Source organism: Haladaptatus sp. HS23 (assembly GCF_056892285.1).
The window spans coordinates 534,401-561,337 of sequence record NZ_JBXGLH010000001.1 but is presented as its reverse complement, the minus strand read 5'-3'; the positions used below and the strand labels follow the sequence as shown (position 1 = coordinate 561,337).

Genomic DNA, 26,937 nt, shown 5'->3' with positions numbered 1-26,937 from the left:
CTGACCGGCGGAAAAACCAAAGACCTATCGGCAGTATAGATACGGACGTGTTCGCCCTCGACCTACACGCTCACACGCGATTCTTTCACGGCCACGAACGTGCTGCCGCGCTGTTCGACCCACTGGGTGTCAGACTCCTCGAACTCGGCGCGCGCTACCGCGGTCTGGACGGCGTAGCATTGACGAATCACGATTACTATCAGCCGTTCGCCGGACGCGTCGTGAAGACGATTCCGGGTATCGAAATCTCCACGACGAAAGGGCACGTCCTCGTCGTCGGTCCCGACCCACCCACGCGCACCGAACCGGGGACTCTCACGCCGAAGGAAACCGTCGCCCTCGCCCACGAACGGGGTTGTGCAGCCATCGTCGCCCATCCGTACCGAAACAGCACCGTCCGCGAGGTGGACGCCGAGTTCGACGCCATCGAAATCAACGGCAAGCACCCGCGAACCGAGGAGTGGGCGCGCGAACTGGCGGACCGCTACGACCTGCCGCTGGTCGGCGGCAGCGACGCCCACTACCCGGTCGAAGTCGGGCGCGCGTACACGATGGTCGATGCGGACGTCTTGACGCCCGAGAGCGTCGTCAGCGCGATTCGGGACGGCCGCGTCGAACCGCGGGTCAAGCGGGGGACGTTCGACCAACTCGTCCGCCGCGGCTATCGGAAGGTGCACGAGGGAAAGGACAACCTCCACCGCCCCGAGGAGGAGTCCCCGGGCGTCGGCGAACCGCCGCAACCGGAAGACTAGCCGAGTCGCTCGTCCAAAATCGCTCTTCGATTCATTTCGTGAAGCGACTCGATTCCTTATCACTCACCCCAGTCGCTCGTCCAAAATCAATCGAGTCTTCGTACTCACGACTTCCTCCATCTCTCGCGCGCGGGTGATGAGTTGGTTCACGCCTTGGGTGTCGGAGGCGTCCACGACGAGGACGATGTCGTCCTCGCCGCTGACCTGCCAGACGAAATCGACCTGTTCCCACTCCGCGAGCGTGTCGGACATCCTCGTCGTGTCGACGGCCACGTCCACGCCGATTTCTATCATCGCTTTTACGTTTCCGGTGTGGGTCGTGACGGTGAATCGTTCGATAACGCCGTCCTCAGTCATCCGTTCGACTCGATTTCGAACGGTGCCTTCCGACGTACCGACCGCTTCTGCTATCTCTGTGTACGGAGTTCGGGCGTCTCGCCGGAGGAGATTCAGTATCTGTCGGTCGAGTGCGTCCATGGAGATATGCAGGTAGTGTTGCCCGCTACTTGACGATTACGAATTTCGTAACGATGTTACGAAAGCAAGGTTTATAGGCCCGGATTGCATATGAATCTCGTAATGCCGGGTGCCTACGTCGCGCTGGAGGGTGGCCATGTGGTGGAAGCCCGTGGTCGTTCTCCGGGAACGGCTTGCGGTGAACTGGTTTTTACAACAGCATACACGGGTTACGAGGAGAGCCTCACCGACCCGTCCTACGAAGAACAGATACTCACGTTCTCGTATCCCCTCATCGGGAATTACGGCGTCCGAGAGGAACGCTTCGAGAGCGACCGAGTACACCCACGCGCCGTCGTCGCGCGTGAACTCACCGAGGACGTCGCGGAGTGGCTCGAAGCCGAGGGCGTTCCCGCGGTGGACCACCTCGACACCCGCGACCTGGTCGGCGGGATTCGAGAGCAGGGCGCGATGAAGTGCGGAATCGCGGTCGGCGAGAACGCCACGCCCGAGGACGCGCTCGCGGAACTCGAACGCTGTCCGGGCATGAGCGACCACCACGACATCGGTGAGCAGGTCAGCGTCCCCGAAACCGAGGTTCACCTCGGTGATGGCGACGAGGACGGCAGTACCGTCGCGCTCGTGGACTGTGGCGCGAAGGGAAGCATCATCGACTCGCTCGTCGAGCGCGGCGCGGACGTCCACGTCCTCCCGCACGATGTGACCGCGGACGAGGTGGAAGCCATCGAGGCCGACATCCTGTTCATCTCCAACGGTCCGGGCGACCCTGCGAACTTCGAAGCCGCCCAGGAACTCGTCGAAACCTTCGCCGGGGAACTCCCGCTCGCGGGCATCTGTCTCGGTCAACAGATAATCGCCCGCGCGCTCGGTGGCACGACCGAGAAGATGGACTTCGGCCACCGCGGCGTCAACCAACCCGTTCGCGACCTCGAATCGGGACAGGTCGTCATGACCACGCAGAATCACGGCTACACCGTCGCCGACCCCGGCGACCTCGAAGTCACGCAGATCAACGTCAACGACGACACGCCGGAAGGGTTGGAAAACGACGAACTGGACGTTCTCACGCGCCAGTACCACCCCGAAGCCAACCCCGGACCGAACGACACCCTCGGATTCTTCGACGACGTGCTTTCGATGGCACCCCGAAAACGACTCGTCGCTGCCGACTAACGGGTGCGAACACTACCGTCCGTCCACCGGGCGGTAACGCGGCGTATCGATTTTACTCCTCGATTTCGATTCCGATCTCTTCCTCGCCGGGAACCTGCCAGTCGAGTTCGACCAGCCCTCGCGACGTTCCGCGCTGGCCGTCACGACTGACCACTTCGAAGGTTCGGTTCTCGGCCTCGGGCGTGAACAGCGCGCCGATCATCAGTCGGGCGACGTCCGCACGCGGAATGCTTCCCGAGACGGTTTCGCCGCCTTCCCCGACCAACACGTCGCCTGTCGCGGGCGCGTTCGTCAGCCCACCGGGGCGAACGATGGTGTACGGGACGCCCGACGTTCGGAGCACGGCCTCCGCGTGATTCTTCTGGTTGAGAACGTGCCAGAGGAGGAGTCGAAGCGGCACGGGCGCTTTCTCTCGGGAGTCGCCGACACCGATGGAACTCTCGAAGACGAACCGCTCGACGTCCGCGGCGACGGCGGCGTGGACGAGGTTCTCGACGCCCGCGCCGTCGACGAGGTCTCCACCCAGTAGCACGTCGAGTCCCGGCGACGACCCGACGGCACAGAGGACCGCATCGCAATCAGCGACGGCGCGGGAAGCGTCAGCGGGGTCCAACAGGTCGCCGACGATAACCTCGTCCGCGCCGTCTTCGGACAGTTCCCGTTCCTTCCGGCGCGAACGCGTCATCGCCCTGACCGTGACGTCCGTTCCACGGAGCCCTCGGAGGAGTTCACGGCCCGTCTCACCGCTCGCACCTGCGACGAGTACGCGCTCGATTTCGTTCGACATAGTGTCGGCGTCTTCGTGTAGAGCGGGGAAATGTTTCGCGGCCAACCCTGTTAGGGTCGGGAGAAAAGGGCGAAACCACCGCATCCCTTCCGAGCGGTGTATCGGTACTCTGCGAAAAATCGGAACCGTTTCGCGACCTCTCCTTCTCGCCCGGTTAGCGGCCCCACTCGCGTTCCACTTTCGGCCTGTCACCGACCGACTGTACGCACAGCGGTTCGTCGCGCGCCGCGAGCGCTTCGAGCGCCGCCGTCGCGCTGGCGACGGTCGTGAAGTACGGGAGGTCTTCCTCGACGGCCATCTCCAGCGCCGCACGGTCGTCGCTCACGAGGAAGTCGATTTTCCCTTCCCGGACCGCTTTCGCGGTGTCCTCGAACTCGGCGAGTTCGTAGTAGTCGCCGAAGCCGTCCACGTCCAGTTCGATGGCCGCGACGCCCTCCGTCGGGAGTGCGTTCGAGGCGGCGGATTGTGCCTTCTCGTAGGCCTTGCCGAACGAGTCGGCGGTTCCCATCACCTCGCCGGTCGATTTCATCTCCGGGCCGAGGCGCGGGTCGGAACCGGACAGGCGGTCGAACGGCAAGACGACTTCCTTCACGCTCGTCTGTTCCGGTATCTGTTCGACCACGTCGAGTTCGGGAAGCGTTTCGCCGGCCATCGCCTTCGCGGCGAGTTTCGCTATCGGCACGCCCGTCGCCTTGGAGACGAACGGGACCGTCCGCGAGGAGCGCGGGTTGGCTTCGAGGACGTACACCGTTCCATCTTGGACGGCGAGCTGCACGTTCAGCAGCCCGACCGTGTCGAGTGCGCGGGCGATGTCTTCGGTCACGTCGCGGACGCGGGAGAGCGTCTCCTCGTCCAGCGAGCGCGGCGGAATCATGCAGGCCGAGTCACCCGAGTGAACGCCTGCGGTTTCGACGTGCTCCATGACGCCGCCGATGACGATGTTCTCGCCGTCGGAAACGGCGTCCACGTCCAATTCCACGGCGTCGGCGAGGAACTCGTCCACGAGGATGGGTTTGTCGGGCGAGACGCGAACCGCCTCCTCGATGTACTCCTTCAGTTCCTCGTCGTCGTACACGACGTCCATCGCGCGGCCACCGAGGACGTAGGACGGACGCACCAGAACGGGGTAGCCGATGTCGTGTGCGAGTTCGAGGGCCTCCTCCTCGCTGGTCGCGCTGCCGCCGGTCGGCTGTTCGATTCCCAAGTCGTCCATGAGGCGGTTGAAGCGGTCGCGGTCCTCCGCGAGGTCCATCGCGTCGACCGTGGTCCCGAGAACGTTGCAGTCGAGGTTCCGACGTTCGAGTTCCTCCTCTAACGGTTGGCCGATGTCGACCGAGGTCTGGCCGCCGAACTGGACCATTACGCCGTCGGCGTTCGTCGCCTCGATGACGTCGGCGACTTCCTCGGCCGTTATCGGTTCGAAGAACAGGCCGTCGGAGGTGTCGTAGTCCGTCGAAACCGTCTCCGGGTTGTTGTTCACGACGTGGGCCTCGATACCCATCTCGCGGAGTGCGCGGACCGCGTGGACCGAACAGTAGTCGAACTCGACGCCCTGCCCGATGCGAATCGGGCCGCCGCCGACGACCACGACGCTCTCCACGTCGGGGTTCACTTGCAGTTCGTCGTTGCCGAACACGTTCGTCTCGCGGGCGGACCGCGCGGAGTAGTAGTACGGCGTCGAGGCGGCGAACTCGCCCGCACAGGTGTCGACCTGCTTGAACGAGCGCTCGGGTGCGGCCGTCTCGACCGACCCGACGTCGGCACCGGCCATCGCCGCGACCTCCTGATTCGTGAATCCCTTCTCGGCCGCCGGGGCGAAATCGCCGTCCTGTGCGGCCACGACCGACTCGGCGATGCGACCGTAGCGCTCGACGTACCACGATTCGATGCCGGTCAGGTCCGCGACCTGTTCCGCGGTGTAGCCCCGTTCGAACGCTTCGAACATGGCGTACGGGCGGTCGGGCGTCGGCTTTTCGAGGTATTCGTCTTCGAGTTCGTCGTCATCGATTTCGTCCCACTCCGCGTCGGGTTCGTACTCCGAACTGCGGAGGGCTTTGAGCAGGCTCTCCTCGAACGTTCTCCCGATGGCCATCGCCTCGCCCGTGGATTTCATCGCAGTGCCGAGTTCGAAGTCCACGTCGTCGAACTTGTCCTTGGGCCAGCGCGGCACCTTCGTCACCACGTAGTCGATTGCGGGTTCGAACGCCGCCGTGGTTTCGCCCGTAATCTCGTTCTCGATTTCGTGCAGGCGTTTGCCGAGCGCGACTTTCGCCGTGACGCGGGCGATGGGGTAGCCGGTCGCCTTCGAGGCGAGAGCGGAGGACCGCGAGACGCGGGGGTTCACTTCCACGACGCGGTACTCGCCGCCGGGCGTGCCGTCGTCGTGCCACGCGAACTGGATGTTACACCCGCCCTGAATCCCCAGGTCCCGGATGACCTCGAGGGCCGCGTCGCGCATCTCCTGATGCCCCTCGTCGGGAATGACCTGCGAGGGAGTGACGACGGTGGACTCGCCCGTGTGAATCCCCATCGGGTCCAAATTCTCCATGTTGCAGATGATGATACACGAGTCGTCGGCGTCGCGCATCACCTCGTACTCCAGTTCGACCCATCCGGCGATGGATTCGGTGATAAGCACCTCGCTGTTGCGCGAGAGGCGGAGTCCCTTCCGCACGCGCTCTTTGAGTTCGTCCATCTCGTGAACGACGCCGGATCCTGACCCGCCGAGGGTGTAGGTCGTGCGCGAGATGACGGGCAGGCCGCCGACGGTTTCGACGGCGTCCTCGACGCGCTGGCCCAGCGCCTCCTCGTCCATCTCGGTGGCGGTCTCTCCTTCGTCGAGCGAGATGGTCGTCGAGTATGGCATCGGTTGGTCGAGTTCCTGCATCCGCTGGCGGAACAGGTCGCGGTCCTCGGTGGCGTAGATGGTATCGAGGGGCGTCCCCATGATATCCACGTCGTACTCTTCGAGGATGCCCTCCTCGCTGAGTTCCGCGGTGACGTTCAGTCCTGTCTGTCCGCCGAGGCCAGCAATGACGCCGTCCGGGCGCTCCTTCCGGATGATTTCGGCGATGGCGTCCGTCGTGATGGGTTCGATGTACACCTCGTCGGCCATCTCGGGGTCGGTCATGATGGTCGCCGGGTTGGAGTTTACGAGAACGACTCGCGCCCCCTCTTCCTGTAGTGCACGGCAAGCCTGCGCGCCGGAGTAGTCGAACTCCGCTGCCTGCCCTATTTGGATTGGTCCGCTTCCGATGAGCAAAATCGTCCTGTCCTCGGTGTCCTTACTCATGGCTGTTATCGGTGTGAAGTTCGTACATCGTAATAAGCCCCACGAATCATTACGAGGTACGAAACTGCATTTCGAATTTCGGAAACGAACTCGTGAGTTTTCGTCTTCCGGGGAGATTTCGACGATTCCGGGACGGAAACGACGGGACGAGGGGAAGAACTGAACGAAGATACAGCGATAACCCTCGTTTTCGACGGAAAGTGGGTTCGGACATCGGCCGGTTCGACGGGACACTCGTACACTTCGGACGCAAATCTTTCCTCCACTTCCGCGACCGATAGCGTCGCGCGCGGGCGACCGACCTCGCACCACGCGCACGCGTCGATGGTCCGGTTCGTAGCTCGGGGGACGCGGACGGACGAACGAAACCGAGTGTCGTCGTTCGTCTTTCACTTCCGCTCGTCGGAGTCACATCAGCAGGTAAAGGGTTTTACAGCCTGAACCACTACGTCGAATCATGTGGAAACGGATGCTGGCGCTGTTGCTGTTGATTCCGTTACTGGACGGGTTGTTCCTCATCTTCGTCGCCTCGCAGATCGGCTGGATGGTCACCGTCCTGCTCGTCGTGCTGACCGCCCTCATCGGAATGCTGCTGGTACGTGCCGAAGGCAGACACACCATCGAAAAGATTCAGTCCGACCTCGCACGCGGGAACGCCCCGACGAACCGCATCATCGACGGCGGCTTCCTGCTCGTCGCGGGTGCCTTCCTCCTCACGCCCGGCCTCATCACGGACACGCTCGGGTTCCTCTTCGCGCTCCCGCCCACGCGTGCGGTGTTCCGTACGGTGGCCAAGAAGTGGATCATCATGCCGTACATCGACAAGCAGACCGGCGGGTTCGCCTCGGGGAACGTCTACACCTTCGGCTTCCCCGACGGCGGCAACGTCACCGGTGCCGGAGACTCGGGTACCACCACCTCCTCGAACGGTTCGGACGGTGACACCTATCGGGTGGATTCGGACGCCTACGACATAGAGTTCGACGACGACGCCGAGGAGAAAGGAAACCCTTAAAAATCACAACCGGCAATGAGTAAATGCGCCAACCGGGGCCAATAGCTCAGTTAGGTTGAGCGCTCGGCTGATAACCGGGAGGTCCGCGGTTCAAATCCGCGTTGGCCCACCTTCAACGGGGGCCGAGGACAAACTCCCCAGCCACCTAATCTTGCGGTTCACAACTCCTCCGAGAGTCCTCTCTCGGTTCGATTTTCCACACCGCCACAGCCGTCAGCGACCGGTCTCGTCGCTCTGCACTTTCCGCACCACCCAGACGAACGAGACGACCGCCAACCCCGTCAACAGGTGCTTCGCCAGTCCTCGCCAGTTCGGATAATCGTTTTCCGTACTCTCGTTCTCCATGGGGTCCCGTCGGGAGCGTCGCTGAAATCGGTTGTGGCGCTCGAATCGTCCGTCGAAAATCGGAGATATCTCGGTCAGTTGAATTCGCGTTCCCGCTCCTGCCGCGTTTTCACGTCCCCTATCGTCTCGTTCTCCAACAGCAGGTCCACTCGCCGTTCGAACTCCTCCTCGTCGATTTCTCCGCGGGCGTATCTGTTCCGGAGGGTGTCGAGGGCGTCCTGCTGCGTGTCACCGTATCCCTTCGACCGGTCGTTCCGGCTATCGCGCTTCCAGTCGTCACGCTCCCACTGTCGTTCCCCTCGTCGCTCCCGGCGGTGCCGTCGCCGTTTCGAAAACGACTGCGTGAGAATCGTCACGAGCGGAAGCACGACGGCGAACCCGAAGGCGAACACCATCCAGAACCAACTGTAGCCGAGAAACAGCGCTAACAGTCCCACACCGAGGATTGTCAGCGCGAGTACCGCCGGAATCTGGTCGGTGAGCGTGACGGGCGTCTCATCCATACCCGTCGGTTCACCGTGTATCATAAAAATGCTGTCACTCGTTAGACCGCAGGTTCTTACGCCGTGCAACCCAATCCCAAACATGGCAAACCGCGTGCCATCGGGACCGAAGGGGATACCGATTTTGGGGTCCAGTCTGCAGTACGCGGACGACCCGTTGGGGTTCATGGAGCACGTCGCACACGAGTACGGCGACGTGGCCCGTATCGACGTGTACGGAACGGAGGTCTACCAAGTGACCGACCCGGCGGCCATCCGGCGCGTCCTCGTGACGAACGCCGCGAACTACCGGAAGCCGAATTTGGGCGGTGACGAGGGTCTGGGCGGCCTCCTCGGCGACGGTTTACTGACCAGCGACGGCCATCACTGGCAACGCCAGCGCAAGACGATGCAGCCGTCGTTCTACGGTGCGGAACTGGACGAGTACGGGGATATCATCGTCCGCGATACGGTCGAACTGGCCGACTCCCTCGTGGACGGCGAACACACCGACATCCACGTCGAGATGTCGGAACTCACGCTCAGAATCGTCGTCGAGAGCCTCCTCGGCGCTCGAATCGACGGCATGGAACGCGCCATCCGCGAGGCGCTCTTCGAAGTCGGCGAGCGCTTCCAACCCGGTCCGCAGGGATTCGTTCCCGAAGAGGTGCCGACGCCGCGAAACGTGCGCTACCGTCGCGCCGTCGAGAAACTCGACCGCATCCTCCGTGAAATCCGCAGGCAGCACGACTACTCCGGCGGCGAGAGCGACCTGCTCGGCGTGTTGCTCGACCGGGAGGAGGCGGGGGACCTCGACGCCGAGAGCGTTCGCAACGAGATGATGACGATGTTGCTCGCAGGCCACGACACGACGGCCCTGACGCTCACGTACGCGTGGTACCTCCTCTCGAAGCATCCCGAGGTCGCAGCGCGGTTCCACGACGAACTCGATTCGGTGGTGGACGGGACGCCGACCGTCACCGACCTCGCTGACCTCGACTATCTCGACAAAATCGTGGCCGAGGCGATGCGACTGTATCCACCCGCCTACGTCATCTACCGACAGACGGCGACGGCGGACGAACTCGCGGGGTTCCACGTCCCGGCGGATACCATCGTCTCCGCGCCACAGTGGGTCGTCCACCACGACGAGCGTTTCTTCCCCAACCCGTGGGAGTTCCGACCCGAACGCTGGACGGACGAGTTCCGCCGCGAACTCCCGCCGTTCGCCTACTTCCCGTTCGGCGGCGGCCCGCGCAAGTGTATCGGCGATGGGTTCGCCATGCGCGAGGCGAAACTCGTGTTGGCGACCCTCGGAACACGCTTCGCTTTCGACCTCGTGTCGTCAGCGCCGTTGTCTCTCGTCCCGCTCGTCACCCTGCACCCGGAGAATCCGGTTGAAGTAACGGTGCGAGCGCGGTAAGGCGGACGACGCTTCTCCGTTCAGTCCATCTCCCGGATGACGAACGAGATGCCGATTCCCGCCGCGAGGAGGACGACGAGGTCGAACATCGCGTTGAACAGCGACCGGACCAACTAAATGATCTATGTTCTGTCACTTGTCTCGTTGCCAGTCCCAAACCGTGCGATTCAGGCGGGTGGAGGACGAACGCGCTGGCATGAGCACACAGAACGCCGCGAGGAAGGTTCGCTTCGGCCTGGCGATGGCGCTCGGCGTCATCGTGCCGGGCATGCTGAAGTACGTCCTGACACAGAACGGCTACGGACTACTCGGGACCCTCATCTTCTACTCCGGCTATCTCACGGCAGCCATCCTCATCTGGTACGTCTGGGTCAGACCGCTAGAGTTGACGGGGTCGGGCGGGGCATAGCGGAAGTTTAAAGGAGAACTCACCCCGACTGTCGGGCAGGAATGTTCGAGTTCGTCCCACTGCCACTCGTCGACGACTTCCTTCTCAAGATCAACGTCGGAGACGCAGTTTTCGCCCTGTTCGCGCTTTCGCTGCTGGCTTCGATTCCGCTGAAATCACGGAAGGTGCTGTCGCTGAACTCAATCCTGTTCGGCGTTCTGTTCCTTCTCATCGTCTCGATGGGTGCGCCCCCGACGTACGCCTACCTCGGCGTCGTGTTGTTGGTCGTCGCACCGTTGTTGTACACGACGGCCGGTCATTAGATAGAACGTCTTTTTTCCTTGGAGGCCGACCGTTCCGATATGGCAGACGACCTGACAGCCACGCTTCACACGAATCACGGCGACATCGAGGTTCGACTGTTCGACGAGCGAGCGCCCCGCACCGTCGGGAACTTCGTCGGTCTGGCGACCGGCGAGCGGGAATGGACCGACCCGCAGTCGGGCGACCGAATGACCGACCAACCGCTCTACGACGACGTACTGTTCCACCGTGTCATCGACGGCTTCATGGTTCAGGGTGGCGACCCGACGGGAACCGGCCGCGGCGGTCCGGGCTACCAGTTCGACGACGAGTTCCACCCCGAACTCTCCCACGACGGCCCGGGCATCCTCTCCATGGCCAACTCCGGTCCGAACACCAACGGCTCGCAGTTCTTCATCACGCTCGACGCCCAACCGCACCTCGACAACCGCCACGCCGTGTTCGGCGAGGTCATCGACGGCATGGACATCGTCGAGGAAATCGGCAACGTCGACACGAACCCGCAGGACAAACCGCTCGACGACGTCGTCCTCGAATCCGTCGAGATTCACGACTGAACGCCGACGCGAACGCTTCCTTTTTGCGGTCCGATTTCCATCAGGCTGGGTGATTTCTGCCCGTCCGCTCATCACCATCGATTACACAGTGATACACATGACGACGAATTCGAACTTCGAACTCGCGGAGCACAGTTGGCCGGACGTCGAAACCGCACTCGACGACGGAACGCGAACCGCCATCGTGGCCGTCGGGGCGGTCGAACAGCACGGCCCGCATCTCCCGTTGATAATGGACACGCTTGCGGGCGACGAACTGGCGGCCCGAATCGCCGAAAAACTCGGCGACGCGCTGGCCGCGCCGACGATTCGACCCGGCTGTTCGGGGCATCATATGGAGTTTCCGGGGACGATAACGATTCCGGCGACGGTTCTCATGGACCTGATTTCCGCCTACTGTGAATCGCTGGACGAACACGGCTTCGAACACGTCGTCCTCGTCCCGACCCACGGCGGTAACTTCGCGCCCGTCAACACCGTCGCACCCGAAATCGCCCGCGATATCGACGCGAACGTCATCGCGCTCGCGGACCTCGGGGACCTCATGGAACTCCAGAACGAGGGGCTCCGGAAGGGTGGCGTGGAGTACCAAGAGGACGTGATTCACGCGGGGGCCGCGGAAACCGCGATGGTGCTGGCGATAGACGAGGGACTCGTCAAGGCGGACGAACTCGAAGTCGGCCACGAGGAGGAGGTTTCGGTCTCTCGCTTGCTGAGCGAGGGGTTCAGGTCCATCACCGAAACCGGCGTTCTCGGCGACCCGCGCGAGGGAACCGCGGAAGCCGGTGAGGTGATTCTCGACACGATAGCGACGGCGTACGCGGAGCGAATCGAAGCGGAGCGCGAGGCCGTCTGAGTTTCCCCGGACGACGGACGCGTCCATTCGGCTGGATTGAAAAACGACTGACACCGAACGGCCCTCGCAACACGCCGATTCCGAAACCACTTCCCTCGTTCGCACCGATGGTCCGCCATGGACCAGTCTGCGGAACGGACGAAGATCAAGTGGCGCGAGTGGGGTGACGCGGCGTTCGAGGAGGCACAGGACGCCGACAAACCGATCCTACTCTCGCTCTCCGCTCGGTGGTGTTCGTGGTGTCACGAGATGGACGAGAAAACGTACGCCGTGCCGACGCTGGCGGCGAACGTCAACGACTCGTTCGTCCCGATTCGGGCGGACATCGACCGTCACCCGCGCGTCAGGGAGCGCTACAACATGGGTGGCTTCCCGACGACGGTGTTCCTCACGCCGGAGGGCGAACACCTGACCGGTGCGACGTTCCTCGACGCGAACACCATGCGCCAAGTCGTCGGGCAGGTGCGGGACCTCTGGAAGCACAAGGGTCGGGACGCGTCGCAGGTCCCGCGAAACGTCCGCGACCAGAACCCGCCGTCGGGCGAGGTGACGGACGAAATCGAGCGCCTGCTGGTCGGCCAACTGGAAGACCGGTTCGACCCGACGAACGGCGGGTGGGGCGACGACGCCAAGTTCCCGCTTCCCCGAACCGTCGAATTCGCGCTCAAACGCGACCGGGAGCGGGCGCTCGCCACGCTCTCGTCCATCACGGCGAACCTCTACGACGACTACGAAGGCGGCTTCTTCCGCTACGCCGGAACCCGCGATTGGAACGACGTTCACCGCGAGAAGATGCTCGACGTGAACGCCGCGCTCCTGCGCACCTACGCGAACGCTTACTTGTATACGGGCGAGGAGCGCTACCGCGACCCCGCCGCAAAGACCGTCGAGTACCTCACCACGACGCTCTGGGAGGGCGACGCCTTCGGGGGAAGCCAGCGACCCGGCGACGACTACTACGAGGGCGACGCGAGCGACCGGGAGAGCGAGGAGGCCCCGGCGGTCGATTTCACCGCCTTCGCCGACCGGAACGCGCTCGCCGCCGACGCGCTGCTCACTTACACCGCCTACACGGACGACGAACACGCCCGCCGCTACGCCGAACGGACCCTCGATTTCCTCTCGTCGTACGTCGATGACGGTACTGTCGTCCACTACCGCGACGGCGACGAGGAGGGAGAACGCGGCCTCCTCGCCGACCAAGCCTCCGTGCTTCGAGCGTTCGTCACCGCCGCGCAGGTCCTCGGAGACGAAGCGACCTACCTCGATACCGCTCGCGCCGTCGCCGACCACGCCATCGACACGCTTCAGACGGACGACGGCGCGTTCATCGACGGCCCGGAAGAGGGTCCCGGCCTCCTCGACCGGTCGCTTCGCCCCGTGGACGACAACGCGACGCTTGCGGACGCGCTGGTCGATTTGGCGATTCTGACCGGCGAAGAGTCCTACGAAATCGCGGCACACGACGCCATCGGTGCCTTCGCCGGTGCGGCCGACAGGATCGGCGTGCAGGTCGCCGGCTACGCGACCGCCGCGTCCCGGTTGTGTCGTCCGCCCTTGCGAGTCGTCGTCGCCACCGAACCCGGTTCGAATCTGCACCGCGCCGCGCTCCGCCTCGCCGACCACGAGAAGGTCGTCGTCCTCGACCCCGACGGCGAGTACGAACGAGGCACCGCCCACCTCGTCGACGGGGAAACGGTCTCCGAACCGGCCGCGTCTCCCGCCGAACTGAGTGAACTGGCATCGAGTTTTTTCTGACGGTATCGCCCGAAGATGATCGCCCGTTCGGTCGAATGGTCGGGAACGCACGTAGCGTTTTTATACTGTCGGCCTAATGTCAACGATTATGGCAAGTCTCCGCGATTTGGGTCTCTCGGAATACGAAGCCCGAGCCTATCGGGCGCTGTTGAACACGGGTCCGACGACGGCGAAAGACCTCTCCCGCGTGAGCGAGGTCCCGATGGGACGGATTTACGACGTTCTCAACAGCCTCGAAACGCACAACCTCGTCCGCAGTCAGAGCGCGAGCCGTCCGAAAAAGTACGTCGCGGTCGAACCGAGTACCGCGCTCGACCGACTGCTCGACGACAAATTGGACGAACTGAACGCGAAAGCGGACCAGTACGAGGACATCGTCGACGAGTTGAGTACGGAACTCGACACCGTCGAACCACCCATCGAGGAGGGTTTCTGGACGGCGGCGCTCGGTCCGGAGGAGTCGCTCGAACTGCTCATCGAACGGTTGGACGCGGCGGAGCGTCGAATCGTCATGGTCGCCGGGCGCGTCTCGCCGACGTTCGACATCGGCGACATCGGCGATACCGTCACCGAGCACATCGAACGGGCGCTGTCCCGCGACGTGGAAGTGTCGGTCCTCATGTCGCCGAAACTCGTCGACACGCTTCCCGAGAGCGTCGGACAGCGCTACGCGTCGACCCTCTCGGACCATCCGCAGTTTTCGGTCCGAACGACGCCCGAACTGGACGGCACGTTCAACCTCATCGACGACATCGAAGTGTGCATCGAGGTGGCGAACCCGCTGTCCCCCGGCGAGGCGTTCGCCATGATAGACCTGAAGGACCCCGAGTTCGCCGCGAACGTCAACAGCCAGTTCTCCTCGCGGTGGGAGGTCGCGGAACCGCTTCACTTCTGACTACTCGCGCCGAGCGAGACCGACGAGGTGGCCCGCCTCTTCGAGGACGATTTCGGACACGCCGAGTCGGACCGCGTTCTCGCTGCCGGGCAGACAACTGACCACGGTGCCGTCCGCCACGCCCGCCGTCGCCCGCGTCCCGACGATTTTTGTCCCGATGTCGTCGTAGGAGCGTCGGCGGAACAGTTCGCCGAATCCGGGCAGTTCCTTGTCGAGGAGCGGGCACACGGCCTCTATCGTCACGTCGTCCGGGGTGACGCCCGTCCCGCCCGTCGTGACGATGACGTTCACGTCGTCGCGGCCGACGATGTTGTTCACCGTCTTCTGCACCCGGTCGTGGTCGTCGGCGACGAGTTCCCTCGTAACGATTTCGTGGCCCGCTTCCTCGACGAGTTCGGTGATGGCGTCGCCCGCCGGGTCGTCGTCCACCGACCGCGAGGAGGAGACAGTGACGACCGCGAACCCGAGTTCGCTCACGTCGTGGGCGTGGTGGTCGGGATGGTCGTGTTCGTCGTGGTCGTGGTCCCCCTCTTCATTGTGGCCGTGGTCATGCTCGTGACCGCCATGACCGTGCTCGTGATTGCCGTGCTGGTCATCGTTCCGTCCATCATCGTCGCCGCTGCTGTCGTGGTTCGTCATGCTCGACCGTTGGACGGGGCTCCCCAAAAGTTCACACGAACCCCGATTTGCACACAGTTTTAGTCTTCGCGGCTAACGGTGTACGTATGAAAGCCGTCCAGTTCACGGAGCACGGCGGAACCGAGGTCATCGAATACGGCGATTTCCCCGACCCGGAACCCGAACGCGATGAAGTCCTCATCGACGTGAAGGCGGGCGCGCTGAACCACTTGGACGTGTGGACCCGCCGCGGTCTGCCCGGAATCGACCTCGACATGCCCCACATCCCCGGCAGCGACGGGGCGGGCGAAGTCGTGGAGGTCGGCGAGGACGTGACTCGATTCGAACCCGGCGACCGCGTCGCCCTCTCCGCGGGCGTCAGTTGCGGCAAGTGCGAGTTCTGCCGCCACGGCGAACATTCGATGTGTGTCAACTACCACATCATCGGCGAACACGTCCGCGGCGTCCACAGCGAACTCGCTGCGGTTCCCGAGGACAACCTGATTCCCGTCCCCGAGGACGTCGCGTGGGAGACGGCGGCGGCGGCCCCACTCGTCTTCCAGACCGCGTGGCGGATGCTCATCACGCGCGCCGAAGTCACGTCGGGCGACAACGTTCTCGTCCTCGGCGCGTCCGGCGGCGTCGGCCACGCGGCGGTCCAAATCGCCGACTACGCGGGGGCGACGGTGTACGCCACGGGGAGCAGCGAGGAGAAACTCGAACACGCCCGCGAACTCGGTGCCGACCACGTCATCGACTACGAGGCCGAGGATTTCGCCTCGCAAATCCGCGAGTTGACCGGCGGTCGCGGCGTGGACGTCGTCGTGGACCACATCGGAAAGGCCACGTGGCAGGATTCGCTCAAGAGCCTCGCCAAGGGCGGCAAAATCGTCACCTGCGGCGCGACGACGGGCGGCCAACCGGAGACCGACATCAACCGAATCTTCTGGAACCAACTCTCGGTCATCGGGTCCACGATGGCGAGCCTCGGCGAGGTGGACGACGTGATGGAACTGGTGTGGGACGGCACCTTCGAACCCGCGATTCGGGAGGTCCTCCCGATGAGCGAGACGGTCCGCGCCCACGAAATGCTCGAAAACCGGGAAGGCTTTGGTAAAGTGGTGGTAAAACCCGATAGCGAGCTATGATGACCGAGGACAGCGAACAGCGGGAGTTCGGACGGAGCGGGTGGATTCTGGTCGGCGTGATCGTACTGGCGTTTATCGTTTCGCCGCTCCTCATCTACCTCGACCCGCCGTATCTCCCGTTCAAGTTCGCGTACCTCATCCTGCCGCTCATTCCCGCCCTGCTGCTCGGAGGGACGGCGGTCTGGTCGGCCCAAAAGCGAGTGTAGTTCGGCTCCGGACGACACCGGGACGTTGTGGCGTCCCTAATTTTTCCGATATTATATCGTTTCGACTATTTCTTGTAGAACTGTAATATCCGAAATACACAAATTTTTCATGGTGTGGGGGAATGACACACACTGAATGAGCGTCATCCACGTCTCGGAGAATCAGGACGGAACGACACATCGACAAGTGGAACTCAAACTCTGGCATCCGGGGTGTTGGACGCTAGAAGTCACCGACGAGTACGACGGCACGCACATCCTCGAAAAGTCGCTTTACCCGACCGACGAGACGGTGAAAGGCGATTTTATCATCGTCACGAACGGCGACCACGACATCGAGACGTTCGTGGAGGCCATCGACTCCCATCGCGTCGTCGAGAGCACGGCTATCCTGAAACACAGCGGCGACCGCGCCCGTATCGTCGTCACCTACGCGCGTTCGTCCAGCATCGTCCCCGAAATCGTCAACTCCGAGTTCATGCCCATCGAACCCGTCCACATCACCGGCGGGCGCGAGTACTGGACCGTTCTCGTCCGCTCGGACCAACTCGAATCCGTGTTCACTAAACTCGAAGACGAATACGACGTGCAGTTGGAGTCGATTCACGAGGTGGACCCGAACGACAACGTGGAGTTCGCCAACACCAGCGACCGGATTTACGACTCGCTTTCGGCCCGCCAAACGGAGTGTCTCTTCTCGGCACACGAGGCGGGATACTACAACTGGCCGCGGGACGTGACCGCGAACGACATCGCCGCCGACTTCGGCATCAGCGGGCCGACGTTCCTCGAACACCTCCGGAAGGGCGAACAGAAGGTCCTCAACGCCTTCCTCACGAAACTCGCCAAGCGAAACTACTGAGCGTCGTCGCGATAGCCGCATCAGGTACCGCTTTGAGGGTTGGCCCGAATGGAATCTCGTGTCACCATCCCTCACACTCTCCGACGTACTGGACGTGAAGTACCCCGGTCCCCCGGCGTGGTCCGCGGACGGCGACTTTCTCGCGGCGACGACCTACGAAGACGACGGAAACGTCCTGTTCGTGACCGACCCGGACGGCGACCGCTCGTGGCGATTCGTCCCCGAGGAGGGCTACGTCACCGAGTTCACGTGGTCGCCGCCGACCTCCGAACTCCTCGTCGCGACCGACGCGGGCGAGTTGTTCCTCGCCGACCCGGACCGACGAACGACCGACCGGATTCTCTCCGGTACGGAGGCCACGGGGTCGTACACGTGGTCGAACGACGGAACGCGCTTTTCCTTCTACCGCGACGGCCGCCCCGTCGTCCGGGACGCGACGACCGGCGCGGAGCGGAGTTTCGACGTCCCCGAGCGGGGGCCGTTTCTCGGCGAGGAGTTCGACGCCGACCACTATCCCGGCGAGAACCACGTCTTCTCGAAGCGGGCGACGTGGAGACGAACCTTCAGGAAGGTCGAACGAGTGTTGGAGGACGAACGATGAACGTCTTCATCTCCGCCGACATGGAGGGAATCACGGGAATCGCCGACCCGAGCGACGTGGTGAAGGGCGAGGCCGACTACCCCGCTGGACAGGACGCGATGGTCGCCGACGTGAACGCCGCCGTCGATGGCGCGCTCGCCGGCGGTGCCGAGGAAGTGGTAGTCAACGATTCGCACTCCTCGATGACGAACCTGCCCCGCGAGTCGCTGCACGAATCGGCCCGCCTGATTCGCGGCGGCACGAAACCGTGGTCGATGATGCAGGGACTGAGCGAGGACCACGACATCGCCTTCTTCGTGGGCTACCATGCCAAGGCCGGAACGCCGGAGGCCGTGCTGAACCACACCTACTACGGGCAGGTCCTCCTCTCGCTCCGCGTGAACGGGACGGAGGTCGGGGAACTCGGCTGGAACGCCGGACTCGCGGCCTCGCTCGGCGTTCCAGTCGGCCTCGTTACGGGCGACGACGCGACCGAATCCGAGGCTCGTGACCATCTGGAAGACGTCGAAACCGCCGTCGTCAAGGAGGGAATCGACCGGTTCACTGCGAACTGTCTTCCCCCCGAACGGGCACGGAATCGGATTCAGGAGGGCGCGGAGCGGGCGGTCCGTCGAGCGTCCGACCTCGCGCAACCGACGCCGGACGAACCGGTGACTATCGAGGCCGACTGGGCGGCGACGAATCAGGCCGCCAGCGCGGCGGGGATTCCGTCGGTCGAACGCGTCGCTGGTCGGACGACCCGCGTCGAAGCGGACTCGTACGTCGCGGCGTTCGAGGCGTCCGTGGCGATGTTGCACGGCGGCGGCGCAGGGAGAAACGAGTTCTACGGATAGGCGGTGGCGGTCCCACACCGATGATTTTTCCAACCCGGACGCGGAAATCCGCGCTCGTACGCGAGCCGTCGGGTCTGTCCTTTTCACCGTGATACGTCAACGGGTGAAGTGGTACGAAAAGCGAAATCGAGGAGAGGAGCAACACCCGAACTAGCCGCTCGAAGGACACTTTTCCGATGGATTCGGGGAACCGGTCCATGGAGCGAACTGCCCCCGTTTTCGTTGAAAAAGCTTCGTGCTCAGTCGACCAGTTCCGAAACGAATGCGTCGATTCGCTCCCGCGCCCGCTCCTCGTCGTCGCCGACCAGTCCGCCGAGGAGGGCGGAGAACACCACATCCGTCCCGTTCTCCCTGCGGACGATTCCCGAGAGCGTTCTGCTCCCGGTGAGCGTCCCGGTCTTCGCCCGAACGCCGGAAACGTCGGCGAACCGTTCCGCCAGCGTTCCCTCACCGGATGCGGGAAGCGAGTCGAAGAACGTTCCCGACCACGGTTGCTCCGCGGCCCATTCGAGCGACCGCACCAGCCCTCGCGCCGAAATCAGGTTGTAGCGCGAGAGGCCGGACCCGTCCCGGATTCGAACGCGCCCCGCGTCGCGCGCGTCGAGGAAGTCGCCGACGACGCGTTCCCACGCGTCCCACGACCCGTCGCCGTGGACTTCGCGGGCGACGGTCCGGGCTAACTGCTCCGCGAGGAAGTTGTCCGAGGGGACGTTCATCTCGCGGACGAGGTCGGCGACGGGCAGCGATTTCACCCTCGCAACCGTCTCGCTCGACTCGACCTCGTCCGCGACGCGGAAGCCGCCGTCGTGGTCGACACCCGTCGCTTCGAGCGCGTCACGGAACGCGAGGAGACAGTGGCGAACCGGGTCGCCGACCGGCGCGGTTTCGGTCCGCTCCTCTTCGGGTGGTTTCCCTCCTACTCGAATCGCGTTCCTCGGACAGTCACGGAACATCCGCAACTCTTCCGCGGTTTCGTCGAACTCCGTGTGGAGTTCGACAACGTCGGTATCCGGCGTGACCTCGACGTCGGTGTCGGACACCGTTATCGAAACCGTATTGCCCGAGAGCGCCAGCGCGGTGCTCTCCGCACCGTAGCCGTGCCGGCCGTCCTCCCACATCCAACCGGGTCCGCGCGTCTGGCCGTCGAACCACCCCGTCTCCGCGACGACGTCTCCCACGCCGTCGATTCCGGCGTCCCGGACCGATTCGCCGAGCTTTGACAGGTCCGTCGGCGACAGTGACGGATTCCCCCGTCCCGACAGCACGAGCGAATCACCCGCCCGCGAGACGCGCGTCTCGAAGCGATAGTCCGGACCGAGATGATGGAGCGCGAGAGCGGCGGTGAGGAGTTTCGTGTTCGACGCGGGCGGGAGCGGCACGTCCGGGTTCCGCGATGCGAGGACGACCCCGCCGCGTTCGCGGGCCAGTACGCTGGTGGCGAACGAATTCGAATCGAGGATGACAGCGTCGGAGTCCACTCCGCTCACCACGTGAACGGTTCCCGTCCGTCGGCGTCGAGGTGGCAGGCCGAGCGTTGTCCGTCGGCGACCGATTCGAGTTCCGGCACGTCGGTTTCACACGGCGACCGGTACGTTTCGAGCGCCTCCCGTGCGCCGTCCCAATCTCCGCTCGATGCGGCCGAAACGGCCTGTTCGACCGTCTCGTCGACCGCAATCGGGAGCCTATCCGTGAAGTAGCCCGACCGAACGGCGGCGGGTTCGACGTCCGTTTTGATCGATTCCGCTCGAACGTCCGCTTTCAGGTCCATGTACTCGCGGTACGTCTCTCGTGTGAAGGGTTCGGGGACGATGACGTCCGGACACCGCGTGTGAAACTTGCACCCCGACGGTGGATCACTCGGACTGGGCACGTCGCCGACGAGTTTCGGTTCCACGCCGCGCGTGTCGGGGTCGGGGTTCGGGACGGCATCGAGCAGCGCGCGAGTGTAGGGATGGTGCGGTTCGGTGAAGATGCGGTCGACCGGACCCGTCTCAACGAAGTCGCCGAGGTACATGACCGCCACGCGGTCGGCGACGTTCCTGACGACGCTCAAGTCGTGCGTGATGAACAGGTATGTCAGGTCGTACTCGTCCTGTATGTCCTGCATGAGCGAGAGAATCTGGGCCTGCACGCTCATGTCCAACCCGCTCACGGGTTCGTCGGCGACGACGAGGTCCGGGTTGATGGAGAGCGCCCGTGCGAGGTTGATGCGCTGGCGCTGCCCGCCCGAAAACTCGTGCGGATAGCGACCGTAGTGTTCCTCCTTCAACCCGACCTGTCCGAGCAGTTCGACGACGCGCTCCTGTCGTCGCTCTTCGTCCCATCCGGCCGCTTCGAGCGGGTCCGCGATGATGTTTCCCACCTTTCGGCGCGGATTGAGGCTCGATTGCGGGTCCTGAAACACCATCTGGGCGTTCCGTCGGAACTTCCGTTTCGCGTCCGAATCGAACGTCGTCGTCCGAATCCCGTGGAACTCCACCGCGCCGCCGGTCGGTTCCGTCAACCCGAGGAGGGTTCGGGCGAGCGTCGATTTGCCACACCCGGATTCGCCGACGACGCCGAGCGTCTCGCCGGGTTGCAGGTCGAAGCTCACGCCGTCGACCGCTCTGACTCGTTTGTCGTCCAACGTCAGCGGAAAACCGCCGTCGGAGTTCCACCGAAGCGAACTGATGAACCCGGTGTTCACCGGGAAGTGTTTCGTCAGGTTCTCCACCCTGAGGAGCGGTTCGGTCTGCTCTTTCGGAGACTGTGTCGCCTGTTGGCTCATGGTTTCCCTCGTGTCGCTCGCTCGTGCAGTCGCGGTACCTCACCGCCGTACTCCCCCTCGTAGAGGATGCACGCTGCATCGTGGTTCGGTCCCACGTCGAGTCGCGGCGGTTCGATTCGCGAACAGTCCTCGACCGCCACGGGACAGCGCGTGCGGAATCGACACCCCGACGGCGGGTCGATGGCGCTCGGCATCGTCCCCTCGATTGGGTCGAGGTTCTCCACGCGCTCGTCGGGTCGGACGACCGACCGCAGCAGCGACTGGGTGTACGGATGTTTCGGATTGCGATACAGTTCCTCGTACGGTGCTTGTTCGACCACTTTCCCGAGGTACATCACGGCCACCCGGTCGCACGTCTCGCGGACGACCCCCAGGTCGTGGGTGACGTAGACGACCGCGGTGTCGTACTCCTCCTGAATCTCGTCGAAGAGGTCGAGGATTTGGGCCTGAATCGTCACGTCGAGCGCCGTCGTCGGTTCGTCCGCGATGATGAGTTTCGGGTTACACGACAGCGCCATGGCGATGAGGACGCGTTGGCGCATCCCACCCGAGAACTCGTGCGGGTACTGGTCCACTCGCTGTTCCGGGTCCGGGATTCCCACGTCGTCCAGCAGTTCGATGGCTCGCTGGTAGGCCTCCTTCTCGGTGGCGTCGGTGTGATACTCGACGATTTCGGCTATCTGGTTCCCGACGGTGAAGACGGGGTTCAGCGCCGTCATCGGGTCCTGAAAGACGAACGAGATTTCGCTCCCGCGGACCTCCCGCCGGAGTTCGCGCTCGGAACACTCGGTCAAATCGCGCCCGTCGAACCGAACCGAGCCGTCGACCACTTTTCCGGGCGAGTTGACGAGGCCGAGCAGGCTCTTCACCGTGACGCTCTTTCCGGCCCCGCTCTCGCCGACCAGTCCGAGCGTCTCGCCCCTGTCGACCTCGAAACTCACGCCGTCGACCGCCTGCACGATGCCGCTCTCGGTGTAGAAGTACGTCCGTAGGTTCTCGACTTCGAGTAGGCTCATCGGTTTCCTCCGTCTTCGTCGGGTCGTTCACCGACGGTCGTTCCGCCGTCCGTGGCTGTGCCATCCGTCACCGGGTCGAGTTCGTCCCTCGTCCGGTCGTCGCTGGGCAGGTAGTCGTCGCCGAGTTCGTCCCAGTCGGGCTCCCAGAGCGTGGTCCGCGGGTCCATCGCGTCGCGGAGGCCGTCGCCGAGCATGTTGAAACCCATCACGGTGAGGAATATCATCAGGCCGGGGAACACGGCGGCCCACGGCGCGATGATCATGGCCTGCTGTGCGTCGTTCAGCATCCGTCCCCACGAGGCCGTAGGCGGCTGGACGCCGAGCCCGAGGAACGACAGCGCCGCCGCGCCGATGATGACGCCGCCCATCGAGAGCGTCGCCTGAACGATCACCGCGGTCAGTCCGTTCGGAACGATTTCGCGGAACAGGATGGTTCGGGTCGGCAGCCCCGCGGCGCGTGCCGCTTCGACGTACTCCGCCTCCCGAAGGGAGAGCACTTCCGAACGCATCACGCGGGCGTACGCCGGAATGCCGATGACCCCGTAGGCGAGGAAGAGGTTGTACACGCTCCGGCCCATGATGATCATCAGCGTCATGGCGAGGATGAGGCCGGGAATCGAGTACAGCACCTCCAGCGCTCGCATGATGACGTCGTCGACTCTGCCCCCGAAGTAGGCCGCCGTCGCGCCGCAGGCGACGCCGCCGAGGAAGCTGATTCCGACGGAGATGACGCCGATGGCGAGCGCGACCCGACTGCCGTAGATGACCCGCGACAGCACGTCACGCCCGAAATTGTCGGTCCCCATCGGATGGGAAAGGGACGGTGGCGAGTAGCGGTCCATCGTGTTTATCTGGTGTGGGTCCGCGTGGATGGCTGTGATGAGCTGTTTGTTGAACACCACGAGGTCGATGGTCGAGAAGACGGCCAGCACGACGAGGACGCCGACCATTATCGCACCGGCGATAGCCGTCGGGCTGTGTCGTAGCTCTCGAATCGTCCCTCGTAGGCGACTCTCCGTGTCGATTTCGGCTTCCGTAATTGGTTGATTCGTACTCATATCAGTCGTATCTGATTCGCGGGTCGATGTATGCGTAGGCCAAGTCCGTCAGCAAAACTCCCATGAGGAACAGGAACGCGAATATCAGGGTGAGACCCATGATGACGCCGTAATCGTTGTGCGTGATGCCGTTGAAGAACAACCGGCCGATGCCCGGAATGGCGAAGATTTTCTCGGCGATGACGCTCCCGTCCAGCAGGAACGACAACTGCAGTCCGATGATGGTGACGAGCGGCAACAGCGCGTTCCTGAAGGCGTGCTTGAGCAGGATGCGCCGCTCGGGAAGCCCGTAGGCGCGCGCCGTCTGGACGTAATCCTGCGATAACTCCTCGACCATGCTCGAACGCGTCATCCGCATCAGCGTCGCCGTCTGTGCCGTCGAAAGCGTGATGACCGGCATGATGAGTCGCTTCACGGACTCAACCGGGTCTTGGGCGAACGGGACGTACCCGGACGCCGGGAGCCACTGAAACTCCAAGGCGAGGAGGAAGATGAGCATCAGTCCCAGCCAGAAGTTCGGCGTCGAGAGTCCGACCAGTCCCAAGAAGCGCGACACGTGGTCGCCGAGCTGGTTGTGCCGCGAGGCGGCATAGACGCCGAGCAGGAGCGAAATCGGCAGCGCGATGACGTAGGACAGACCCATCAGCGTCAGCGTGGGGGCGATGCGCTCCATCATCAGGTCGGTGACGGGTCGTTTCCGCATGAACGACATGCCGAGGTTGCCGTGCAGGATTCGCCCTAAGTAATCGAGGTACTGTTGCCACAGCGGTCGGTCGAAGCCATACTGGTGAATGAGTTGGTCCGCGAGCTCCTTGCTCGGGTTCAGGCCGAGGTAGATTCGAACCGGATTGCTCGGAAGGTTGTGCATCATGACGAACGTCAGCGTGAAAACCCCCAGCAGGACCGGTATCATTTGAAGGAGCCGCCGGGCGGTGTATCGATACATGCTCATGATTTCGTGTACGGAAAGGGGTGGGGAGTTACTTGTTCAGCGAGGCGTTCGACCACTCGTTACACAGCGGCTGTGAGACGAACGCGGTCGGCTCGTAGTCGTTCACCTTCTTGCTCCACGCGGTGGCGGACTGCTCCGAGTACACGGAGATGTGGGGATACTCCGACATGAACGTCTCCGCGGCGTCGATGTACAGCTGTCGGCGCTCGTCGCGGCTCTGGAGTTGCCGCGCTTTGCGAATCTTCTCGTCGGCCTTTTGAAGCTTCTTGCTGTCGGGATACGCTTCGTACAGCATTCCGGCGGACGCGTTGCCGACGTAGTTGTCCGGGACCGGACTGTCGTCGTTGCGGGGGTTGCGGAACAGGTAGTAGTAGAACCCGTCGGGGTCCTGCCCGCCCGACCAGCCGTAGAAGGTGACGTCGTACTCGCCCGTGTCGAGTTGGTCGAGCCACTCCCCGATGGACACCTCCTGCACTTCGGCGCTGATGCCCACCTTGTCCATCTCGTTCTGGAGCATGATGGCCATGTTCTTGAACTTCCCAGAGGTGTGCGTGGACATCTTCACGTCGAAACCGCCGCCGTAGCCCGCCTCCTTCAGTAGCTGTTTCGCCTTGTCGTGGTCCTTCGCCGGGAAGTACTTCTTCTTCCATTCCTTCCATGGGAAGTCCCACGCCTCGTTGACCTCCTTGGGCATGTAGCCGTAGGAGCGCTTTCCGAGTTCTCCCTTGGTCACTTTCAGCATCTCGTCGTAATCGACGAGGTACTGCATGGCCTCGCGCACCTTCCGGTTCCCGAACGGCTCGTGTTTCGCGTTGAAGATGAGGCCGTTGTAGTCGAACTGCGAGATGCGCTTCATCTCGATGTTGTTCTGGCTCTGTGCCTTGCCGAGCAGGTCCTTCGGGACGCCCGCTTGGTGGACGTTGCCCGTCGCCAACTCGACGAACTGCACGGACGCCTGGGGGATGATGCGGTATTTGAGCTGCTTCAGGTTCGGCGCTTCGAGGAAGTAGTCGTCGTGTCGTTCGAGGGTGAGGTCGGACCCCGACTGCCAGTCCTTGAGTTTGAACGGCCCGCTCCCGACGGGCTTCTGGGCGAACTTCTTCTGGCCCATCTGCTCGGCGGCCTTCTTCGGAACGATGGCGGCGTTCATGCCCGCCAACGTCAACTCGAACAGCGCGTAGGGGTGTTTGAGGTTGAACGTCACCTCGTAGTCCCCGGACTTCTCGACGCTCTCGATGAACGCGAGGTTCTCCTGATTCGTGGACTTGTTGTCCGGATTGAGTACCCAGCTAAACGAGTACTCCACGTCGTCCGCCGTGAGTTCGTCTCCGTTGTGGAACTTCACGCCCTGTCGAATCGGGACGGTGTAGGTCGTCTCGTCCTGCTTTTTCGGCTTCTCCTTTGCGAGATGCGGGACGACTTCGCTCCCGTCGGGTTTGACGGCCAAGAGCGCGTCGAAGACGTAGTTCAGCATCCCGTTCGCCCACGCGAGTTCGTTCATTCGCGGGTCGAGGGTCGTCGCGTCCTCCGGGGCGGTGTTGACGAACGTTCCGCCCTTCACGCTGGCGCTGTTGCCGCCGTCGTTTCCACCGGTGTCCGTGTTGCCGGAGTCGGTCGTTCCCGCTCCGCCGGGGTTGTCACCGGTCGTACTTTTACCACCACAGCCAGCCAGTGCCGTCGCACCGCCGAGCGCGCTGACCGTCAAAAATCGGCGTCGGTTCAACGAGGGTTCGTATTTGTCTGTCATAGTATCGGTCGTCGGGACGAAAGCCCCGGTTCGTGATACCTAATAGCAAAGATGGACGTGGCATATAACGCCGCCCTTTCATACTAGGGTCAACGGGAAACGACCGTTACCTCTACGCTATCGCGTACATTTTGATACTCATGATCAGTCGCAAGAAACGCCGTGAGCGTGTGTGTTCCGGGTTTCGGTTTCCAGACATCGCCGTCGGTTCCGGAGCGGCGGACCTGTCCGTCCCATGTCCCTTCGAACAGTCTGACACCACGGCGTCGAAACGAGACCGTCCGCGGCGTCTCCGGCGGTTCGAACCCCCGTTCGTCGGCCTCCGGAATTCCGTCCACCGACCAGCCCCAGAGTTTCGCTCTCGGTAACCGAACGCTCAACGGCACTGGAAAGCGGTTTTCTATCCTGATCAGAAACCTGCTCGGTTCGCCGACGACGATTTCGCGTGGTGCACGGAGTTCGACGGAGAGACACCGGAGTGCGACCCGATTCGGGACCAACCCGGCGAAGAACCCTCCCGACTCCTCGATGCCGCCCACCGGGTCGGGCGACAGCGTCTCTGACGGTTTCATGGCTTCGTCACGGTACCCATCACGCAAAGGTCT

At 63.4% G+C, this 26,937-nt stretch carries 29 protein-coding genes and 1 tRNA gene; 16 read left to right on the top strand and 14 right to left on the bottom strand.

Features of this window, described 5'->3' with window-relative positions; all coding sequences use genetic code 11:
• Positions 1-47: 47 nt before the first annotated feature.
• On the top strand, positions 48-752 hold the full coding sequence (locus AC1XDK_RS03085) for a PHP-associated domain-containing protein (RefSeq protein ID WP_483348299.1): 705 nt from the start codon (positions 48-50) through the stop codon (positions 750-752).
• Between the two features lie 63 nt (positions 753-815).
• Here AC1XDK_RS03085 and AC1XDK_RS03080 read toward each other — a convergent pair whose 3' ends face one another.
• The gene (locus AC1XDK_RS03080; protein WP_483348298.1) at positions 816-1,229 is read right to left on the bottom strand and encodes an Lrp/AsnC family transcriptional regulator; all 414 of its coding nucleotides are present in this window, start codon (positions 1,227-1,229) and stop codon (positions 816-818) included.
• Between the two features lie 102 nt (positions 1,230-1,331).
• Here AC1XDK_RS03080 and carA point away from each other — a divergent pair, with 102 nt between their 5' ends.
• A complete protein-coding gene (gene carA, locus AC1XDK_RS03075) occupies positions 1,332-2,402 on the top strand; it encodes a glutamine-hydrolyzing carbamoyl-phosphate synthase small subunit (protein WP_483348297.1) in 1,071 nt (356 codons plus the stop codon).
• Positions 2,403-2,454: 52 nt separating this feature from the next.
• On the opposite strand, the gene AC1XDK_RS03070 is transcribed toward carA, so the two are convergent.
• Together AC1XDK_RS03070 and carB are read right to left on the bottom strand one after the other, a co-directional pair.
• Complete coding sequence (locus tag AC1XDK_RS03070) at positions 2,455-3,189, bottom strand: SDR family oxidoreductase (RefSeq protein ID WP_483348296.1); 735 nt, start codon at positions 3,187-3,189, stop codon at positions 2,455-2,457.
• Between the two features lie 154 nt (positions 3,190-3,343).
• A complete protein-coding gene (gene carB / locus AC1XDK_RS03065; RefSeq protein WP_483348295.1) occupies positions 3,344-6,481 on the bottom strand; it encodes a carbamoyl-phosphate synthase large subunit in 3,138 nt (1,045 codons plus the stop codon).
• 457 nt (positions 6,482-6,938) lie between these two features.
• Between carB and AC1XDK_RS03060 the strand changes: the two genes are divergently transcribed.
• Positions 6,939-7,496 (top strand): FxsA family protein, encoded by a 558-nt coding sequence (locus AC1XDK_RS03060; RefSeq protein ID WP_483348294.1) that lies wholly within the window; start codon positions 6,939-6,941, stop codon positions 7,494-7,496.
• Between the two features lie 35 nt (positions 7,497-7,531).
• Positions 7,532-7,605, top strand: a tRNA-Ile gene (locus tag AC1XDK_RS03055).
• A 104-nt stretch (positions 7,606-7,709) separates the two neighbouring features.
• On the opposite strand, the gene AC1XDK_RS03050 is transcribed toward AC1XDK_RS03055, so the two are convergent.
• Both AC1XDK_RS03050 and AC1XDK_RS03045 read right to left on the bottom strand, forming a co-directional pair.
• Complete coding sequence (locus tag AC1XDK_RS03050) at positions 7,710-7,841, bottom strand: hypothetical protein (RefSeq protein ID WP_483348293.1); 132 nt, start codon at positions 7,839-7,841, stop codon at positions 7,710-7,712.
• Between the two features lie 74 nt (positions 7,842-7,915).
• Positions 7,916-8,344, bottom strand: a complete 429-nt coding sequence (locus tag AC1XDK_RS03045) for an SHOCT domain-containing protein (protein WP_483348292.1) — start codon at positions 8,342-8,344, stop codon at positions 7,916-7,918.
• Positions 8,345-8,426: 82 nt separating this feature from the next.
• On the opposite strand from AC1XDK_RS03045, the gene AC1XDK_RS03040 reads away from it, so the two are divergent.
• A complete protein-coding gene (locus AC1XDK_RS03040) occupies positions 8,427-9,746 on the top strand; it encodes a cytochrome P450 (RefSeq protein ID WP_483348291.1) in 1,320 nt (439 codons plus the stop codon).
• 20 nt (positions 9,747-9,766) lie between these two features.
• Here the strand turns inward: AC1XDK_RS03040 and AC1XDK_RS03035 are convergent, their stop codons facing one another.
• A complete protein-coding gene (locus AC1XDK_RS03035; protein ID WP_483348290.1) occupies positions 9,767-9,859 on the bottom strand; it encodes a DUF8060 family membrane protein in 93 nt (30 codons plus the stop codon).
• 83 nt (positions 9,860-9,942) lie between these two features.
• Between AC1XDK_RS03035 and AC1XDK_RS03030 the strand changes: the two genes are divergently transcribed.
• From AC1XDK_RS03030 to AC1XDK_RS03005, 6 genes are all read left to right on the top strand, one after another.
• Complete coding sequence (locus AC1XDK_RS03030) at positions 9,943-10,155, top strand: DUF7996 family protein (RefSeq protein ID WP_483348289.1); 213 nt, start codon at positions 9,943-9,945, stop codon at positions 10,153-10,155.
• Positions 10,156-10,196: 41 nt separating this feature from the next.
• Complete coding sequence (locus AC1XDK_RS03025; protein ID WP_483348288.1) at positions 10,197-10,457, top strand: DUF8006 family protein; 261 nt, start codon at positions 10,197-10,199, stop codon at positions 10,455-10,457.
• A 39-nt stretch (positions 10,458-10,496) separates the two neighbouring features.
• Positions 10,497-11,015, top strand: a complete 519-nt coding sequence (locus AC1XDK_RS03020) for a peptidylprolyl isomerase (protein WP_483348287.1) — start codon at positions 10,497-10,499, stop codon at positions 11,013-11,015.
• A gap of 97 nt (positions 11,016-11,112) precedes the next feature.
• Positions 11,113-11,871, top strand: coding sequence for a creatininase family protein (locus AC1XDK_RS03015; protein ID WP_483348286.1), 759 nt, complete (start codon positions 11,113-11,115; stop codon positions 11,869-11,871).
• Positions 11,872-11,988: 117 nt separating this feature from the next.
• Positions 11,989-13,629: a DUF255 domain-containing protein gene (locus tag AC1XDK_RS03010; RefSeq protein ID WP_483348285.1), complete on the top strand. Its 1,641-nt coding sequence runs from the start codon at positions 11,989-11,991 to the stop codon at positions 13,627-13,629.
• Between the two features lie 88 nt (positions 13,630-13,717).
• Complete coding sequence (locus AC1XDK_RS03005) at positions 13,718-14,524, top strand: TrmB family transcriptional regulator (RefSeq protein ID WP_483348284.1); 807 nt, start codon at positions 13,718-13,720, stop codon at positions 14,522-14,524.
• Here the strand turns inward: AC1XDK_RS03005 and AC1XDK_RS03000 are convergent, their stop codons facing one another.
• Positions 14,525-15,163: a MogA/MoaB family molybdenum cofactor biosynthesis protein gene (locus AC1XDK_RS03000; protein ID WP_483348283.1), complete on the bottom strand. Its 639-nt coding sequence runs from the start codon at positions 15,161-15,163 to the stop codon at positions 14,525-14,527.
• 86 nt (positions 15,164-15,249) lie between these two features.
• Between AC1XDK_RS03000 and AC1XDK_RS02995 the strand changes: the two genes are divergently transcribed.
• From AC1XDK_RS02995 to AC1XDK_RS02975, 5 genes are all read left to right on the top strand, one after another.
• Positions 15,250-16,290: a zinc-binding dehydrogenase gene (locus tag AC1XDK_RS02995; protein WP_483348282.1), complete on the top strand. Its 1,041-nt coding sequence runs from the start codon at positions 15,250-15,252 to the stop codon at positions 16,288-16,290.
• On the top strand, positions 16,290-16,496 hold the full coding sequence (locus AC1XDK_RS02990) for a DUF7977 family protein (RefSeq protein ID WP_231185426.1): 207 nt from the start codon (positions 16,290-16,292) through the stop codon (positions 16,494-16,496). Before AC1XDK_RS02995 ends, AC1XDK_RS02990 begins: the two co-directional genes overlap by 1 nt.
• 136 nt (positions 16,497-16,632) lie before the next feature.
• Positions 16,633-17,358 (top strand): helix-turn-helix domain-containing protein, encoded by a 726-nt coding sequence (locus AC1XDK_RS02985; protein WP_483348281.1) that lies wholly within the window; start codon positions 16,633-16,635, stop codon positions 17,356-17,358.
• A 58-nt stretch (positions 17,359-17,416) separates the two neighbouring features.
• On the top strand, positions 17,417-17,959 hold the full coding sequence (locus AC1XDK_RS02980; protein ID WP_483348280.1) for a TolB family protein: 543 nt from the start codon (positions 17,417-17,419) through the stop codon (positions 17,957-17,959).
• Positions 17,956-18,792 (top strand): M55 family metallopeptidase, encoded by an 837-nt coding sequence (locus AC1XDK_RS02975; protein WP_483348279.1) that lies wholly within the window; start codon positions 17,956-17,958, stop codon positions 18,790-18,792. The genes AC1XDK_RS02980 and AC1XDK_RS02975 overlap by 4 nt, the downstream gene beginning before the upstream one ends.
• Before the next feature lie 239 nt (positions 18,793-19,031).
• Here the strand turns inward: AC1XDK_RS02975 and dacB are convergent, their stop codons facing one another.
• From dacB to AC1XDK_RS02940, 7 genes are all read right to left on the bottom strand, one after another.
• Positions 19,032-20,270: a D-alanyl-D-alanine carboxypeptidase/D-alanyl-D-alanine endopeptidase gene (gene dacB, locus AC1XDK_RS02970; protein ID WP_483348278.1), complete on the bottom strand. Its 1,239-nt coding sequence runs from the start codon at positions 20,268-20,270 to the stop codon at positions 19,032-19,034.
• 5 nt (positions 20,271-20,275) lie between these two features.
• Positions 20,276-21,559 carry an ABC transporter ATP-binding protein gene (locus AC1XDK_RS02965; RefSeq protein ID WP_483348277.1) on the bottom strand — a complete coding sequence of 428 codons (1,284 nt, stop codon included), beginning with the start codon at positions 21,557-21,559 and terminating at the stop codon, positions 20,276-20,278.
• Positions 21,556-22,575 carry an ABC transporter ATP-binding protein gene (locus AC1XDK_RS02960; RefSeq protein WP_483348276.1) on the bottom strand — a complete coding sequence of 340 codons (1,020 nt, stop codon included), beginning with the start codon at positions 22,573-22,575 and terminating at the stop codon, positions 21,556-21,558. The genes AC1XDK_RS02965 and AC1XDK_RS02960 overlap by 4 nt, the downstream gene beginning before the upstream one ends.
• Complete coding sequence (locus tag AC1XDK_RS02955) at positions 22,572-23,633, bottom strand: ABC transporter permease (protein ID WP_483348275.1); 1,062 nt, start codon at positions 23,631-23,633, stop codon at positions 22,572-22,574. Before AC1XDK_RS02955 ends, AC1XDK_RS02960 begins: the two co-directional genes overlap by 4 nt.
• Position 23,634: 1 nt before the next feature.
• Positions 23,635-24,585: an ABC transporter permease gene (locus AC1XDK_RS02950; RefSeq protein ID WP_483348274.1), complete on the bottom strand. Its 951-nt coding sequence runs from the start codon at positions 24,583-24,585 to the stop codon at positions 23,635-23,637.
• A gap of 28 nt (positions 24,586-24,613) precedes the next feature.
• Positions 24,614-26,332 (bottom strand): ABC transporter substrate-binding protein, encoded by a 1,719-nt coding sequence (locus AC1XDK_RS02945; protein WP_483348273.1) that lies wholly within the window; start codon positions 26,330-26,332, stop codon positions 24,614-24,616.
• A gap of 89 nt (positions 26,333-26,421) precedes the next feature.
• Positions 26,422-26,904, bottom strand: a complete 483-nt coding sequence (locus AC1XDK_RS02940; RefSeq protein ID WP_483348272.1) for a DUF7974 family protein — start codon at positions 26,902-26,904, stop codon at positions 26,422-26,424.
• Positions 26,905-26,937 lie beyond the last annotated feature (33 nt).